16 protein-coding genes are annotated in these 14,586 nt (G+C 43.6%); 4 read left to right on the top strand and 12 right to left on the bottom strand.

Translation table 11 applies throughout. The features are described from left to right. Nucleotides 1-89: 89 nt before the first annotated feature. The 8 genes from QWZ13_RS10275 to QWZ13_RS10240 all read right to left on the bottom strand — a co-directional run bounded on the left by QWZ13_RS10275 (nucleotide 90) and on the right by QWZ13_RS10240 (nucleotide 8,384). On the bottom strand, nucleotides 90-422 hold the full coding sequence (locus tag QWZ13_RS10275) for a MarR family EPS-associated transcriptional regulator (RefSeq protein WP_290281690.1): 333 nt from the start codon (nucleotides 420-422) through the stop codon (nucleotides 90-92). 118 nt (nucleotides 423-540) lie between these two features. Further along, a complete protein-coding gene (locus QWZ13_RS10270) occupies nucleotides 541-663 on the bottom strand; it encodes a hypothetical protein (RefSeq protein ID WP_290281689.1) in 123 nt (40 codons plus the stop codon). Nucleotides 664-703: 40 nt separating this feature from the next. Continuing rightward, the gene (locus tag QWZ13_RS10265) at nucleotides 704-1,870 is read right to left on the bottom strand and encodes a nucleotide sugar dehydrogenase (protein WP_290281688.1); all 1,167 of its coding nucleotides are present in this window, start codon (nucleotides 1,868-1,870) and stop codon (nucleotides 704-706) included. Between the two features lie 65 nt (nucleotides 1,871-1,935). Beyond that, nucleotides 1,936-2,394 carry a hypothetical protein gene (locus tag QWZ13_RS10260; protein ID WP_290281687.1) on the bottom strand — a complete coding sequence of 153 codons (459 nt, stop codon included), beginning with the start codon at nucleotides 2,392-2,394 and terminating at the stop codon, nucleotides 1,936-1,938. Continuing rightward, entirely contained in the window at nucleotides 2,394-3,521 is a 1,128-nt protein-coding gene (locus QWZ13_RS10255) for an exo-alpha-sialidase (protein WP_290281686.1), read from the bottom strand. Before QWZ13_RS10255 ends, QWZ13_RS10260 begins: the two co-directional genes overlap by 1 nt. Then, a complete protein-coding gene (locus QWZ13_RS10250; protein WP_290281685.1) occupies nucleotides 3,508-6,129 on the bottom strand; it encodes a polysaccharide deacetylase family protein in 2,622 nt (873 codons plus the stop codon). The genes QWZ13_RS10255 and QWZ13_RS10250 overlap by 14 nt, the downstream gene beginning before the upstream one ends. Before the next feature lie 16 nt (nucleotides 6,130-6,145). After that, nucleotides 6,146-6,682 (bottom strand): 3D domain-containing protein, encoded by a 537-nt coding sequence (locus QWZ13_RS10245; protein ID WP_290281684.1) that lies wholly within the window; start codon nucleotides 6,680-6,682, stop codon nucleotides 6,146-6,148. Between the two features lie 22 nt (nucleotides 6,683-6,704). Next, entirely contained in the window at nucleotides 6,705-8,384 is a 1,680-nt protein-coding gene (locus QWZ13_RS10240) for a sulfatase-like hydrolase/transferase (RefSeq protein WP_290281683.1), read from the bottom strand. Here QWZ13_RS10240 and QWZ13_RS10235 point away from each other — a divergent pair. Continuing rightward, complete coding sequence (locus tag QWZ13_RS10235; RefSeq protein WP_290281682.1) at nucleotides 8,374-8,511, top strand: hypothetical protein; 138 nt, start codon at nucleotides 8,374-8,376, stop codon at nucleotides 8,509-8,511. The genes QWZ13_RS10240 and QWZ13_RS10235 overlap by 11 nt on opposite strands. Before the next feature lie 53 nt (nucleotides 8,512-8,564). Here QWZ13_RS10235 and QWZ13_RS10230 read toward each other — a convergent pair whose 3' ends face one another. Next, nucleotides 8,565-8,864 carry a hypothetical protein gene (locus tag QWZ13_RS10230; protein WP_290281681.1) on the bottom strand — a complete coding sequence of 100 codons (300 nt, stop codon included), beginning with the start codon at nucleotides 8,862-8,864 and terminating at the stop codon, nucleotides 8,565-8,567. Between the two features lie 74 nt (nucleotides 8,865-8,938). Beyond that, nucleotides 8,939-10,342 carry a mannose-1-phosphate guanylyltransferase/mannose-6-phosphate isomerase gene (locus QWZ13_RS10225; RefSeq protein WP_290281680.1) on the bottom strand — a complete coding sequence of 468 codons (1,404 nt, stop codon included), beginning with the start codon at nucleotides 10,340-10,342 and terminating at the stop codon, nucleotides 8,939-8,941. Here QWZ13_RS10225 and QWZ13_RS10220 point away from each other — a divergent pair. Further along, entirely contained in the window at nucleotides 10,335-10,613 is a 279-nt protein-coding gene (locus tag QWZ13_RS10220) for a hypothetical protein (RefSeq protein ID WP_290281679.1), read from the top strand. The two genes, QWZ13_RS10225 and QWZ13_RS10220, sit on opposite strands and share 8 nt — an antisense overlap. Here the strand turns inward: QWZ13_RS10220 and apbC are convergent. Further along, the gene (apbC, locus tag QWZ13_RS10215) at nucleotides 10,606-11,406 is read right to left on the bottom strand and encodes an iron-sulfur cluster carrier protein ApbC (RefSeq protein ID WP_290281678.1); all 801 of its coding nucleotides are present in this window, start codon (nucleotides 11,404-11,406) and stop codon (nucleotides 10,606-10,608) included. The genes QWZ13_RS10220 and apbC overlap by 8 nt on opposite strands. Before the next feature lie 185 nt (nucleotides 11,407-11,591). Here apbC and metG point away from each other — a divergent pair, with 185 nt between their 5' ends. After that, entirely contained in the window at nucleotides 11,592-13,655 is a 2,064-nt protein-coding gene (gene metG, locus QWZ13_RS10210) for a methionine--tRNA ligase (protein ID WP_290281677.1), read from the top strand. A gap of 5 nt (nucleotides 13,656-13,660) precedes the next feature. Here metG and QWZ13_RS10205 read toward each other — a convergent pair whose 3' ends face one another. Then, the gene (locus QWZ13_RS10205) at nucleotides 13,661-13,786 is read right to left on the bottom strand and encodes a hypothetical protein (RefSeq protein WP_290281676.1); all 126 of its coding nucleotides are present in this window, start codon (nucleotides 13,784-13,786) and stop codon (nucleotides 13,661-13,663) included. Between the two features lie 217 nt (nucleotides 13,787-14,003). Here QWZ13_RS10205 and rsxA point away from each other — a divergent pair, with 217 nt between their 5' ends. Beyond that, entirely contained in the window at nucleotides 14,004-14,585 is a 582-nt protein-coding gene (rsxA, locus tag QWZ13_RS10200; RefSeq protein WP_215999356.1) for an electron transport complex subunit RsxA, read from the top strand. Nucleotide 14,586: the final 1 nt, after the last annotated feature.

Below are 14,586 nucleotides of genomic sequence, written 5' to 3'. Positions count from 1 at the left end.
CTAGATTTAATTTATAACAACTAAAATGCCTGATCGAATTATCTAAAAGAGCAATACTTAGCCCACAACTTAATTCAACACAGATCCATTCAAACTAGCTTACCTTCTACTAGCTCGGCCTTAATATTCTCTATCTCACGCTCTATTTCAGCATACTCTCTCAACTTTCTATGCAAAAACCGAGTAGTAACTTCTGCCTTATCTTCAATGCCTTTAGGCGTCAAAACATAAGCGTAGGCTAGCTTATTTTGACTATTTTTAAAGTTCTGTGCCTTTATCAAGCCTACATCTAACAAAGCATTTATGCAGTAGTTTACCTTACCCAAACTAATTCCCAGCTCTTTTGAAAGCTGCCGTTGGCTTAAGTTTGGGTTCTGCTCAAGTGCTTTTAGCAGTTTATATCGGAGTTCATCGGTTAGCATGTCGTGCTTGTCACGCCTTTAAATTCAAGGTGTTCATGAGTTGAACGCGGATTATATAGGGGCTATCTGTTAGGGGCAAGCACTGGGGGGGGGTTTTAGCTGCGGGCTGCGGGTAAGTTCAAAAGGGAATGGCTAAGATTTGGGTTAACACGAAGCCTAAAAGTACAAAAAACGGTGGTTTATAGGTGTGTTCGGAATGCAATGAAGACGCGACATATATGTTTATTTGTCGCACCTTCACCGCGTTTCGAAGACTCCTACTTGGTAATTAGTGTATTGGTTTAATCGCTGCCAAATAGGTCTCTTGTGTATATTTTATCGGCTACGTCTAGTAGGTCTTCCGAACGGCGGTTGGCTACGATTACATCGGAAGCGGTTTTGAATGCGCTTAGGTCGGTATACACTTTAGAGTTGTAAAAATTATTTTCCTTAAAAGCTGGTTCGAAGATGATAACTTCTATACCTTTGGCTTTTAAACGCTTCATTACGCCTTGTATGGCCGATGCTCGGAAGTTGTCGGAGCCTGTTTTCATTACTAGGCGGTAAATACCCACTACTTTTGGGTTACGCTTTAATATGGCGTTTGCGATGAAGTCTTTACGGGTTGTGTTGGCGTCTACTATGCCACCGATAATGTTGTTAGGTACGTCTTGGAAGTTGGCTAACAGTTGCTTGGTATCTTTTGGTAGGCAATAACCGCCGTAACCGAAGCTTGGGTTGTTGTAGTGGTTGCCTATGCGCGGGTCTAGCCCTACGCCTTCAATAATTTGCTTTGAGTCTAAGCCGTGAGTTTCTGCATAAGAGTCTAGCTCGTTAAAATAGGCTACGCGCATGGCTAGGTAGGTGTTAGAAAACAGCTTTACGGCTTCTGCTTCTGTGCTATTTGTAAACAGCACCGATATATCTTGCTTAACAGCGCCTTGCTTTAACAATTCGGCAAATTTCTCAGCTCGCTCGCTTTGCTCACCTACAATTATTCGGCTTGGGTATAGGTTATCGTGCAGAGCCTTTCCTTCACGTAAAAACTCAGGCGAAAATATAATATTTTTATTGCCTGTTTTTTCAACTAATTGCCGTGTATAACCCACGGGAACGGTCGATTTTATAACCATGGTTGCTGCTGGGTTAATGGCCATAACATCCGCAACGACAGACTCAACACTTTTGGTGTTGAAGTAATTGGTTTCTGGATCGTAATCAGTCGGGGTGGCTATCACTACGTAATCGGCGTCTGCATAGGCGGCCTGTTTATCGAGTGTTGCCGTAAAATTTAACTTTTTATTGGTTAAAAAATCGCTTATTTCTACATCTTCGATCGGTGATTGCTTTTTATTCAGCATCGCAACCTTTTCTTCGATAATATCTACCGCTACCACTTCGTTATGTTGTGCTAACAACATAGCGTTAGAAAGCCCAACATAGCCTGTCCCTGCTATTGCTATTTTCATTGTTACTCCTTTAATTTAAAACGATTTAATGGCTGCATGTTAACACCTTGATGGCGTAGCTGAAATCAGGGCTTTTCTAATTTCAAATAGGTTTTTACGGTATTTATCGAAAGTTTCAAAAGCTTTGTAATTAGAATCGCCAAATAGCCAATCAACAACAGCTCGCCAACCAATGCATCCCATAAATTTAAGTAACTTTGGCTGAATATCAGCCACACCCCGACTTGAACTATTATAAGCGCGGTTAATGCTAAATTGGTCGTTGCGATAGCAAACACCAGAATAGGTAGCAAGAATACTATTACTACATAGTTATAACCCAACTCATACAATGCCGTTGCACCCATTAAGTAACTGACTATAACCACTAGGCTAAGCAACCCAAAATAGTGCCACGCTATTAGCTTTGTTTGCTGGGATACACCTAAAAGTGCTTGAGCTTTTTTTGGTAGGCAGTTAATGGCGATTAGCGCAAGAATTGTTACCGAAGGTAAATCGAACACGGCATATAAGTAAGCGAGCATTATTGAGCCTCCGCTAATAAAGCAGGTATTGTGGCGCGAATGTACTGAATGTGCTGGCGCTTATAGGTGTAGCTAATATGAATCATGCCATCACTGCCAATTATCATTGATGGGTATGCAAAGCGTTCACCTGGTTGGTCTTCTAGGGTTTTCGCAATCTGCCAATGCTCACCCCCATCTTCTGAAATGCTCAAATACAGCTGCCCTCGCCCGTTGCCGCCGTTATGTACCATTAATAATTTATCTTCGCCTATTTGCACTACGGCCGAATCGGCTGAATCATTAGGCAGGCTTTCTATTCCGCTAACCTCCCAACGGCTACCGTCTGGATTCCATAATCCGCCCTGTATGTTTTTTTGCTCAATTGGTCTTGCAAATATTTTGGCGGTGTTATCTTTTATATTTGGAATCAAAATGGGTTGAATAGCGTTCATCGGCAAAGTTTGAGCGTGCTGCATGCGCATGTTTGTGTCTAAGTGAATGAAAAGCGGGTCTAAACGGTTAAGTTCAAAGTAGGCTGGTAATATAAAGCCTTGGCTTGTGGCTACAGGTGGGTTGCGCACTAGGTTGCTGATGTTAAAAAACGGCGAAGTATTTAGCTTTTCTCCGTACACAAAGGTTTTGCCTTCATCTTCAGAAATCAACATATCTACTTTAGCGGTTGCCCAGCCACCCACGCTTACGCTAACTACCCACACATAAAGCTTGCCGTTGTGGTGTTTAGCCACTGGGTTGCCCAATTTTTTAATGTAACGGCCTGATAACTCACTGAGCATGGGGGCCGATAGCACAGCACTCACCGGCTCTACAATTTCACCATTTTGCACAACTGCACGGTAAATTTGCACATCTTTATGCCCTTCTCGGCTGCCTCCAAACCAGTAAAGTAGCTGCCGGTTATTGGGTAGTTGCTCAATATAAGAGGCGTGTACCATTTTTGTTTCTGAAGGTAGCGCTAATGATTGCATGGTTTTTTGCACCGCCAGGTCAGGCAAAGCCGGCGCTTTAAACTCAACCGATGGCTGAATCGGTTTGCTTAATACGCTTAAGCTTACAAGTACTATGAACAGCAATGCCAACAGGGCTTGTACTCCGCTGGTTTTTTGCAAAGCTTTATCCACGCGCATTTAAAAACTCATCTACTCGATCTTTCAATGGACTGTCTGGATATACCTCTAAGTAGTACTGATAATATGGCACCGCTTCGCTCAATTGGTTTAACGCTACTAGGGTATCGGCAATGTTTAAATAGACTGGTATACGCTTGGCATCTAACTCGATGGTTTTTTCTAACCAAAAAAGGGCTTGTTTATATTGCTTATCTCTAAACAACACAAAGCCGTAATCGTTGGTTATGCCTGGGTTACTAGGGTTATACATTAAAGCGGTATGCAGTTCGCTTAAGGCATTTTTGTAATCTTTTTCTGTATAGAACTTTAACCCCTTGCCATGGTGTTCATTGGCTTTTAATTTGCGTTGGGTAAGCGATAACTGGCTAATGTCTTCTAAACTGCCGCGCACTAAGTTATGCGCAATTTGAGTATTAGAAAGTTCGGCAATTTGTCGTTTTAAAATGATGTTTTCTTTTTCGAGCTTTAATATTTCAGCTTTTAATCGTTCTTCTTCGCTTAAAGAGGCATCTGAAATATTCACAGGTGCGAGTTCAAATAGAAACTCACCTCCTTCGCTGCCCACCAGGTTACCAAAGGCCGGTGTTTGGTTAGAGTTTTCAGATACTCGTGGAGAAACGTAGGCACCTAGCTCAGAGGCGGTAATTATATTATTTTGGTCTAAATCGGCAGCGCCTTCCAGCCCTTGTAGTAACATCCCCGTAAATACTGAATGCCCATTTGCACCGCCATCGGCCACTTCTTGATCGGCACCGCCTGCGGTTAGAATTTGTCGAGCTTGTCTTGATGCAATTTCTTCTAAATATTTAGAGCGCGCAGCTCGACCACCACTTCGAGTTAAGGCTATTCCGCTGTAACAAGAGTCCATCACAAAGTAAACGTGCTTCGCTGGGATCATATCTGAGAAGTCTTGTAGGTGTGTCATTGAAATAGCTTTGCTGTGAAATTTATCCAGCTCAGCATCAAATGGGATGATATACCCAAGGTTGCGCCCCGAAGGTAATACTCGGGTCATACCGTGGCCAGCGTAAAAAATAAACACTCTGTCGTTTGGTTTTACACGGTCTGGGTCGGATAAAATATTGGCTAAATGCTCAGTTATATTTTCTCGGCTGGCGTTTTCATCCAGTAAGGTAAAAATACGTTCCTCTTCGAAGCCATACTTATTTTGTAGCACTTCTTTTACGCCATGTGCATCGTTTACCGCATAGCTTAACTGCGGCCAATATCGATACTTGTTAACGCCTATAACTAACGCCCAACTGTTACCGTAAAGCTGGCTGGCCACAGGGGCTGCGGTAGGTTGTTCGGCTGGCTTTTTATTATTAACAGAGTCGAATGGGTTACCGTCAATATCGACTACTTTATAGCCTTCTTCGTCTAAGGCTTTTAACAGTTCAGGTAAGGCTTGAACAGTTTGTTTATGTATATCGTGAAACAGTAATATGCCTTTCTTTTTTGTGGCGAGATCGGCCATAACTCTTTTTACGATAGATTCTGGCATTGGGTCTGCCCAGTCCTTTGAATCTATATTCCACATAATAGAGCGCATGCCCGTTTCTCGCGAAAGCTGAACGAGCTGATCGTTTTTAGCTCCATAAGGCGGTCGGAAACTGGTCACATCTATACCCGAGACCGTTTTAAGCAATGTATTGGTGTCTTCTAGCTCTTTCTTTTGTTTATCATCAGAAAGCTTTGTTAGTACGGGGTGGCTAAAGCTGTGGTTCGCTAATATATGACCTTCACTTAACGCTCTTTGCAGTTGCGCTGAACTTTTACTCAGTTTCACAGCATCACCGTTAACCGAGCCTACGTTTTTACCTACTGCAAAAAAATAGGCTTTTACATTGAACTCTTTTAGCGTATCTAATATTGCAGCGGTGTTGCGGTTGTGTGGACCGTCATCAAAAGTTAAGACCACGGTTTTATCTGGAATGCCATAACCCCATACTAAATCCGATTTACTGTTATCTTCAGCACCACGAACGGCGGGTTGCTCTAAGGCAGGTGCTTGCTGATTAAACTCTTCATAAATATCGTTGCGTGTATATTGCGTTTGCAAGAAATCTAAATAATTTTGCCAAGGTTCTAACTCTAACCCTCGTGTAACCAATGCGCTGGTTAGCTCTGTAATATCTGTTTGATAGGTATCTTGGATGACTAAAATTTGCTGTTCTAACTGGCGAAGCTGCCGCAGCTCTGTTTGGCTTAAATAAGGTGCTTGGCTGTGCTCTAACAATAGATTATCGATAAGATCGATAAAACTTATAGCATCGGCTGCTCTTACTTGGTCGCTGTGTAAGAAGCTATAAAATTGATTTACTTTAATGGCACGCTCATTGGCAGGCAAGGTTAGAAAATCATCTAATGCTTGCTCTAACAATTGCTGTTTATAGTAATAGTAATTGCGTGAGATGAAGGTGTCCCGTTGTGTCGCCACGGCGTTATCGGCACCGGAAGACAACAGAAACAACACCTTGCGATTAAGCTCTACTATTTGCTCATAGCGCCCTACTTCACTACTCAACACTGGGAGCGCAAAACTCGTTAGAGAAACACTCAACAGAAGCCTTATTACTGTGTTTTTTAATCTACTTGCTAACATCAATGATCCTTTCTAATTATATGAGGCAAATGGTTCCTTCGCCTGTTAATTCCCAAGTTTGAATCTTTGCTAGGCTGCCTTCACCCGTATAAATATCGACATGCTTTTTTCTGATTTTTTGACCAACATCTCCCGCTTTAAACACCTGTTTCTGTAATAGCTCAGCGCTAGAATTAACATAAAACTGCTGGCCACTGCCTATATATTTATGGTCTGTTGCGGCAGTACCAATTACCAGCGCTTGCCCTAAAGCGTTTAGGGGCTTATTGCTTTTATGCCAACGCTGGCCATAATAGCCTAAGTACCAATCATGCCGGGTTTTACCCCAGCCTTCCATTTTTACATCTTTTAGAAAACTTTGATTAAAAGATAATGTGCCTATGCCTGTTACGGTTATGGTTGCATTTTTGCCATTATATTCACTTTCTACAGGCGTGTAGTAGCCCGTTATTTTCCAATTAGTTGAGCAGGCACTGTTCAGTTGCGCGTTGCTCGCACAAGATTGCGTGGCCACTAGCATGAACGCTATTATGTTTATCAAACGAATATTCATATCTGATTTTTGCAACTAGCCCTTATCTAAAATATTGATAGATTTTCTGAACACCTTTAATTGCAGAAACTGGTGTTTCTACTTTGTCATCTACGCTTTTCAAACTGTAGCTTTTTACAAAGCCAGGTAATAACTCATTCACCGAATCATCCACTATGATGGCTTGGTTTACATAACTGGCCACTATATTCACTCGTTGAGCATCGCTGAATAGAGATTCGCCGGTTGAGATGCTTTCAAACGCTACATCACAGCTTAGTGCTTCGGTCACCAAGGTGGCGGCAATATCTTCATGAGAAGTTCGGTAATTAACTTCTTGCTGCTTGCCCGGCCAATGAATAACGAGCGGCACTTGGGTTTGGTATTGGGTAAAGTTGCTGCCATGCCCCCAATAGGGTTCGTTTTGGTCTTTAAATTCTTCGCCATGGTCGCCGGTGATCACAACTATGGTGTTTTCCCACTGGTTATTCGCTTGCAGCGTTGCTTTTAACTCGCCTACCAAAGTATCTAAGTAATGAATAGAGTTTGAGTATTGGTTTAGGTAGGGCTTTGGTTCGGTGTCATCCTTTACTTTTGAAATACGAAGCTGCTCAGCCGGTAAAAACGGGCTTGGGTAATTGGGTGGCGTCCAGTATGGGAAATGTGACCCGTTAAATAATAGAAAGCTGAAAAACGGCTGGCCTTCTGGGTTAGCTTCGAGCTGCTTTTTAAATTGTTTAATTAAATTGGCATCACCTTCATAAACTGCGCCTTTACCTTGGCTTTGTAACGGTTCAATACCATTAAACAACAACGTATCGAGTTTATTTACTTCTATATCTTGGTTGGCTAACACCCAATGTTGGTAACCCAATTGTTGAGTGCTTTCTATTAAAGCCGGTTGCTTGCCAGCACCCATAGCACTGTTAAAGAACACTGGAGACAGACTATAGATTAACCCGAATACGCCTCTGTCGGTTACCGTCCCCGTACTTAAATGGTTGCTAAAATAGAGCGACTCTCGGCCAATTTCAGTGATATTTGGCATAATTTCAGGGGTGTATCTATCGAATCGAAGGCTTTCTACTGAAACTATGACGATATTTGGCGTGTTCTCTGCCACGCACTGAATGGGCTCTGCGGGGTAGTTAAAACCACTCACCTTGCCCTCTTTAAGCACGAGGTTGTCTTCTACCAAGGCTTCATTAAACCAGCCTAATTGTTTTAATTTAGTGGTCGCCGTTAACGGCGTATACCACGGCACTGTATGCGTAAGACTGACAATAGCGCCCATGTTGTGGGCATATCCCCACGCATGTATACCCTGCCCAATAACTAACAACACGGCCAAAAAACTAAAGATAAGCCCTGTTCTTAACCTGCTTAATATAACTAAAGCTTTCGTCGCTAACCAATAGGTGAACCCCATAAAAGCAAACCAAGCAACAAACCCCACCAGCAGAATTCCATTGCCCACGCCCATACCGGCACGGTCAACAAATAACATCTTTATAAAGAAGGCATTTATATGAAACCGATACACGCTGAACACCCAAGCATCTACGGCTAACAGCAACCAAGTAGTACCTGCCAAAATTGCGTATAGAGAAATAACAAAAGGCAAGGGTAAAAGTAAGAATGGCAGTAGTACCACGGCTAGCAATAGTGAAAAGGCAAAGGCTTGGCTAATAAACGCTAAAGGAATGTATATTTTGGCTAACAAGCCCTCTCCAGGTGAGCCAGTTGCCAAGTTCAAAGCCATTATGGCACTGCAGACCACTACAAACAGAACAAGCAGCCCGAAAAAGGCCTTAAATTTACGCGCCATACTACCCTTTATGATTCGATAGAGTTAAAGGTGGGTATTATCCTTGCTTATGGGGGGGATGTCGATAACAGAGTTTTAGGCTGCGGGCTGCGGGCTGCGGGCTGCGGGCTGCGGGCTGCGGGCTGCGGGCTGCGGGCTGCGGGCTGCGGGCTGCGGGCAAATTTTACGGATTGTTTGGTTTTGTTTGCAAGTAAAACTTTTCGTCTCTCCGCAAGCTCCGAAGACTCCTACGAAATACAGAGGTGCATCTTTTGCTTTTGAACTTACTCGCAGCTCGCAGCCCGAAGCTCGCGGACGCCCAAAGGGCGCCGTTCTGCTTAACCCTTTCGTCTCTCCGCAAGCTCCGAAGACTCCTACGAAATACGGGGGGTGCATCTTTTGCTTTTGAATTTACTTGCAGCTTGAAGCTTGAAACTCGCGGACGCCCGTAAGGGCGCCGTTCTGCCCTTCTACTTCCGCCCATACCGATCAGTGAATCTCACAATATCATCTTCACCTAAATAAGAGCCTGTTTGCACTTCTATCAACTCTAACGGGATTTTCCCAGGGTTTTCTAGGGCGTGAGTTGCGCCTATGGGGATATACACCGATTCGTTTTCGCTCACTAGTCGAGTGTTTTCACCTATCGTAACGTTTGCAGTGCCTTTTACTACTATCCAGTGCTCGGCTCGGTGATGGTGCATTTGTACCGAGAGTTTTTCACCAGGTTTTACGGTGATGTTTTTCACCTGATGGCGCTCACCGCTGTCGACGCCCTGATAACTGCCCCACGGGCGATAAACCTTTACGTGGGTTTGGTGCTCGGTTCGGCCAGAGTCTTTTAACTGGTTTACGATATGTTTAATATCTTGTGCTTTTTCTCTTGGCATAACGGCAACAGCATCGGCTGTTTCGATGATAACTAAATCATCAACCCCAACCGCGGCTACTAAACGGCTTTCGGCACGAATTAAGTTACCTTTTGCTTCGTGGGTTAATACATCGCCCGTCAGTACATTGTTACTTGCGTCTTTTTCGCCTAAATCATATAGGGCCGCCCACGCGCCAATGTCGTTCCAATCACCTGTATATGGCACAACGACCGCTTTATCGGTTTTTTCCATAACCGCGTAATCGATAGAATCGGCGGGCGATTTTGCAAAAGCTTCGGCGTTAACTCGAATAAAATCTAAATCGAGTTGCTTACCTGAGTATGCGGCTTTAACGGCATTGAAAATATTTGGCTGCAATGCTTTAAGCTCGTCTAAGTAGGTTTGAGCTGAAAACACAAACATACCGCTATTCCAATAGTAGCCGCCTTCTTTTAAGTAGGATTCTGCAGTGGCTAAATCGGGCTTTTCTTTGAAGGCTTTAACATCACTAACTTCGTTTTTAGAAGCGGCTTGAATATAACCATAACCTGTTTCTGGGTAAGCGGGTTGCACTCCAAAAGTTACGATTTTACCGGCTTTTGCCTGTTCAATCGCTTTTTCTATAGCTTCACCAAATAACTGCTCATTTTTAATGACATGATCGGCCGGTAATACCAGCATAATGGCACTGGCATCGCGCTCTATAGCCTGAAAAGCCGCCAATGCAATAGCGGGTGCTGTATTTTTGCCTTCTGGCTCAAGAATTAAATCAGCTTGCGTTCCGCACTCGGCCATTTGCTGAGCAATCATAAAGCGGTGCTCGTCATTGCACACTACAATAGGGTTTTCCGACAAGCCAATATGCTGTGTTCGCAAGGCCGTTTGTTGAATTAAACTTTCGTTTACATCAACTAGATTAATGCATTGCTTTGGGAACAGCTCTCGAGACAGTGGCCACAATCGACTACCAACGCCTCCAGCTAATAATACGGGGATGATCAAAGTGTTTTTCCTTAAACGAAGTGATTGTCTCTATTGTAGCAGTGAGCTTGGGAAGGAAAAAGAAGTTTTAAGCTGCAAGCTGCAAGCTGCAAGCTGCAAGCTGCAAGCTGCAAGCTGCAAGCTGCAAGCTGCAAGCTGCAAGCAAAAAAAAATTCTAGACTCACTTGTTGTTGTCAAGTTGGTTAAGCGCACTTTCGTTTATCTTACTTGTGTGCGCCTTGCGACTTCTTATCTCTACTTTAAAACGGGTGCCCTTTGTTCAATTAGCTAAAGGTAATAACCGGGCCATCATCATTGTCGATATTAGCTAACTCGGCTATTACGTTGTCGGCCATGCTTAGATAGTGGTCTCGGTTCTTCGAGTTGGTACTTGCGGCCACTGTGGGTATGCCATTATCGGTTTCTGTGCGAATATTTATGTCGAGCGGAAGTTGACCCAAAATAGTCGCTTCATATTTATCCGCTAATTTTTGCCCACCTTGCTGACCAAATATGTGCTCTTCATGCCCACATTGGCTACACACATGAACAGCCATATTTTCAACAATACCTAGCACCGGCACCTTAACCTTTTGGAACATTTCGATGCCTTTTTGAGCATCCAGCAACGCTAAATCTTGTGGAGTTGTCACAATGACCGCGCCGTCTACTTTGGCTTTTTGTGCCAACGTGAGCTGAATATCACCCGTGCCAGGCGGCATATCGATAACTAAGTAATCTAGGTTATCCCAACGGGTTTGATTCAATATTTGCTGCAGTGCGCCTGAGGCCATTGGTCCGCGCCATACCATGGGCGTTTTATCGGTTACTAAGTAGGCCATAGACATCGTTTGCAAGCCATGCGCAATTATAGGTTCAAAATTATTGCCTTCATGGACATTCGGCTTAGTACCTTCTGCTACACCCAGCATTAGCCCAATTGAAGGACCATATATATCAGCATCGAGCAAACCTACAGAATGGCCTTTAGCTTTTAAGGCTAAAGCTAAGTTAACAGCGGTTGTACTTTTACCAACACCACCCTTGCCAGATGCGACCGCAATAATGCGTTTAACGTTTTCCATGAAGCGAACCTTTTAAAATGCCAATTAGCCCTTTATATGAGGCTAAGTTACGGCTTTACAAGGATTATTTGCTCTAAGGTCAATTGCCGTTGTCATTAACGCGAATTTCAGTAGAATCAGCAATTCGGCTTTAAAAACCCATCATTTCGGATTTTTACCCACAACTAACAGGACAGCACATACTCATGAGCGAACCACGCAACATTCTTGTCACCAGCGCCCTTCCTTATGCCAATGGTCAATTGCACCTTGGGCATATGATGGAACAAATTCAAACCGATATCTGGGTGCGGTTCCAAAAGAGTATGGGGCATAACTGCTACTATGTTTGTGCAGATGACACGCATGGCACAGCCGTTATGTTGCGCGCCGAAAAAGAAGGCATGACTGCAGAGCAATGGATTGAAAAAATGCATGCAGATCACCTGGCCGACGCCCAAGGCTTTTTGATTGGTCACGATAACTACTACAGTACGCACTCACCAGAAAACAAAGCGTTATCTGAACTAATTTATGGACGCTTAAAAGAAAACGGCCATATTCAAGTTAAAACCATTCGCCAATTGTACGACCCTGTTAAAGAAATGTTCTTGGCCGATCGATTCGTTAAAGGCACCTGCCCTAAATGCAAGGCAGAAGACCAGTATGGCGATGCTTGCGAAGTGTGCAGCGCCACTTACGAGCCCAACGAGCTAATTGACCCTAAATCGGCTTATTCAGGTGCTACACCTATTGAAAAAGACTCCGAGCACTACTTTTTTGATTTGCCACAATTCCAAGACTTTTTACAAGAGTGGACACGCTCAGGCACTTTACAAGACAGCGTCGCCAATAAACTTTCAGAGTGGTTAGATTCTGGTCTAAAAGCTTGGGATATCAGCCGAGACGCACCTTACTTTGGCTTCGAAATTCCTGGTACTACGGGCAAGTATTTTTACGTGTGGCTCGATGCACCTATCGGCTATATGGCCAGCTTTAAAAACCTGTGTGACCGCACCGAAGGCTTAAAGTTCGATGACTACTGGGCTAAAGACAGCAAAGCCGAGCTTTATCACTTTATTGGTAAAGACATTATCAATTTCCACGCGTTGTTTTGGCCGGCAACACTTTCAAGTGCAAACTTCAAAACACCTGATGGCGTGTTCGCTCACGGCTATATCACCGTTAATGGTGAAAAAATGTCGAAGTCGCGCGGTACCTTCATTCAGGCTAGCAGCTATTTAAAGCATTTAAACCCAGAATACCTTCGTTATTATTACGCTGCTAAATTAGGCTCTGGTGTGGAAGATATTGATTTAAACCTTGAAGACTTTGCCCAACGGGTAAATACCGATCTAGTAAACAAAGTCGTCAACATTGCCAGCCGCTGTGCCGGCTTTGTAAAAAAAGCAGGCGGTCAGTTATCGGCCAATGTCGCCGAACCCGAAATGCTAAAAGAATTTATCGCCGCTGGCAGCACCATTTCGAATTTATTCGAAAAACGTGAATACAGTAAAGCGGTGCGTGAGACTATCGCTTTGGCTGATAAAGCCAATGAATATATTCAAGCCAAAGCACCGTGGGCCATGGCTAAAGAAGAAGGCAAAGCACAAGAAGTACTTGATGTTTGTTCAATGGGCATTCATCTATTCCGCTTAATTGCGATCTACTTAGGTCCTATTTTGCCGGAACTGAATGGCAAAGTTTGCTCATTCTTAAACGTAAACAGCCTAAACTTTACCGATCGAGAAACGGTGTTAACCGAACACAGCATCAACAAGTTCAAACCACTATTGACCCGTATTGAAATGACGCAAATTGAGCAGCTTATTGATGCCAGCAAAGCTGATGCCGCTATTGAATCAGGCAAAAAGCCAGAAGCTAAAGCGGAGAAAAAACCAGAGCCTAAAGCTAAAAAAGCAGATAAGCCATCCACTAATGACGGTACAATTGAATTCGATGATTTTGCCACAGTAGATCTGCGCGTTGCTAAAGTGATCGCAGCCGATCATGTTGAAGGCGCTGATAAACTGCTGCAATTACAGCTCGATGTTGGCAACGGTGAAACCCGTCAGGTGTTCAGTGGCATTAAAAGTCACTACCAACCTGAAGACCTAGTCGGCAAAAACCTAGTTCTCGTGTACAACCTAAAACCAAGAAAAATGCGCTTTGGCATGAGTGAAGGCATGGTTCTAGCGGCAGGCGAAGGCAAGGACTTGTGGATACTAGAAGGCAATAGCGAAATTCCACCAGGAACGAAAGTTTCTTAATAAAGTTAGAAGTTAGTAGCTGCAAGCTGCAAGCTGCAAGCTGCAAGCTGCAAGCTGCAAGCTGCAAGCTGCAAGCTGCAAGCTGCAAGCTGCAAGCTGCAAGCAGAATCAGTATTAGGAGCTTTCTCCATGGGTCACTACTGAAAGCTTAGGCTTAAACTCCTTCTGTTCACTTGTAGCTTGCAGCTTGCAGCTCAAAACTAGAAGTTAACGGACTGCCCTTTCGGGCAGCCGTTCTTTTAACCTGTCCTTATTCCAAAAAACCATATAAACATTTGACTTAACCCCTTGTTTGACATATCAAAACTCACGATAATAGCGCCGTCTTTTTATACGTAGCCTGTCTTGATGAGCGATTACATTCTGTTATTAGTAGGTACCGTACTGGTCAATAATTTTGTACTAGTGCAATTTTTGGGTTTATGCCCTTTTATGGGTGTCTCAAATAAACTTGAAACAGCGGTTGGTATGTCTGCGGCCACTACTTTTGTTTTAACCTTGTCGAGTGTTGCGAGCTACGTGGTCTACACCTACCTGCTGCTACCCCTTGAATTAACTTATCTAAAAACCATCAGTTTTATTTTGGTCATAGCGTTTATGGTGCAGTTCACCGAAATGCTGGTACGAAAAACCAGCCCGTTGCTGTACCGAGTATTGGGTATTTTCCTACCTTTAATTACTACTAACTGCGCGGTTCTAGGCGTTGCACTGTTGAACATCAGCAAACAAAATTCGTTAATCGAGAGCTTTTTATACGGCTTTGGTGCTGCATTAGGCTTTTCGCTGGTATTAGTTTTATTTGCGGCCATGAGAGAACGAATCAATCTTGCGGATGTTCCCACTCCGTTTAAAGGTGCCGCCATAGGTTTGATTTCAGCTGGCATTATGTCGCTCGCATTTATGGGCTTTGCCGGGTTGGTGGCTAGCTAAT

The organism is Reinekea marina (assembly GCF_030409715.1).
Classification (GTDB): Bacteria; Pseudomonadota; Gammaproteobacteria; order Pseudomonadales; family Natronospirillaceae; genus Reinekea; species Reinekea marina.
The sequence above is the reverse complement of the archived record's forward strand: the minus strand, read 5'-3'. Positions and strand labels throughout refer to the sequence as shown.

What these genes read in the sequence shown, in the direction of transcription:
- QWZ13_RS10245 (WP_290281684.1), bottom strand. Translation starts at nt 6,682, where the DNA reads ATGAATATTCGTTTGATAAACATAATAGCGTTCATGCTAGTGGCCACG.
- QWZ13_RS10220 (WP_290281679.1), top strand. Translation starts at nt 10,335, where the DNA reads ATGATCAAAGTGTTTTTCCTTAAACGAAGTGATTGTCTCTATTGTAGC.
- metG (WP_290281677.1), top strand. Translation starts at nt 11,592, where the DNA reads ATGAGCGAACCACGCAACATTCTTGTCACCAGCGCCCTTCCTTATGCC.
- apbC (WP_290281678.1), bottom strand. Translation starts at nt 11,406, where the DNA reads ATGGAAAACGTTAAACGCATTATTGCGGTCGCATCTGGCAAGGGTGGT.
- QWZ13_RS10255 (WP_290281686.1), bottom strand. Translation starts at nt 3,521, where the DNA reads ATGCGCGTGGATAAAGCTTTGCAAAAAACCAGCGGAGTACAAGCCCTG.
- QWZ13_RS10230 (WP_290281681.1), bottom strand. Translation starts at nt 8,864, where the DNA reads ATGCACCCCCCGTATTTCGTAGGAGTCTTCGGAGCTTGCGGAGAGACG.
- rsxA (WP_215999356.1), top strand. Translation starts at nt 14,004, where the DNA reads ATGAGCGATTACATTCTGTTATTAGTAGGTACCGTACTGGTCAATAAT.
- QWZ13_RS10250 (WP_290281685.1), bottom strand. Translation starts at nt 6,129, where the DNA reads ATGTTAGCAAGTAGATTAAAAAACACAGTAATAAGGCTTCTGTTGAGT.
- QWZ13_RS10260 (WP_290281687.1), bottom strand. Translation starts at nt 2,394, where the DNA reads ATGCTCGCTTACTTATATGCCGTGTTCGATTTACCTTCGGTAACAATT.
- QWZ13_RS10265 (WP_290281688.1), bottom strand. Translation starts at nt 1,870, where the DNA reads ATGAAAATAGCAATAGCAGGGACAGGCTATGTTGGGCTTTCTAACGCT.
- QWZ13_RS10275 (WP_290281690.1), bottom strand. Translation starts at nt 422, where the DNA reads ATGCTAACCGATGAACTCCGATATAAACTGCTAAAAGCACTTGAGCAG.
- QWZ13_RS10205 (WP_290281676.1), bottom strand. Translation starts at nt 13,786, where the DNA reads ATGGAGAAAGCTCCTAATACTGATTCTGCTTGCAGCTTGCAGCTTGCA.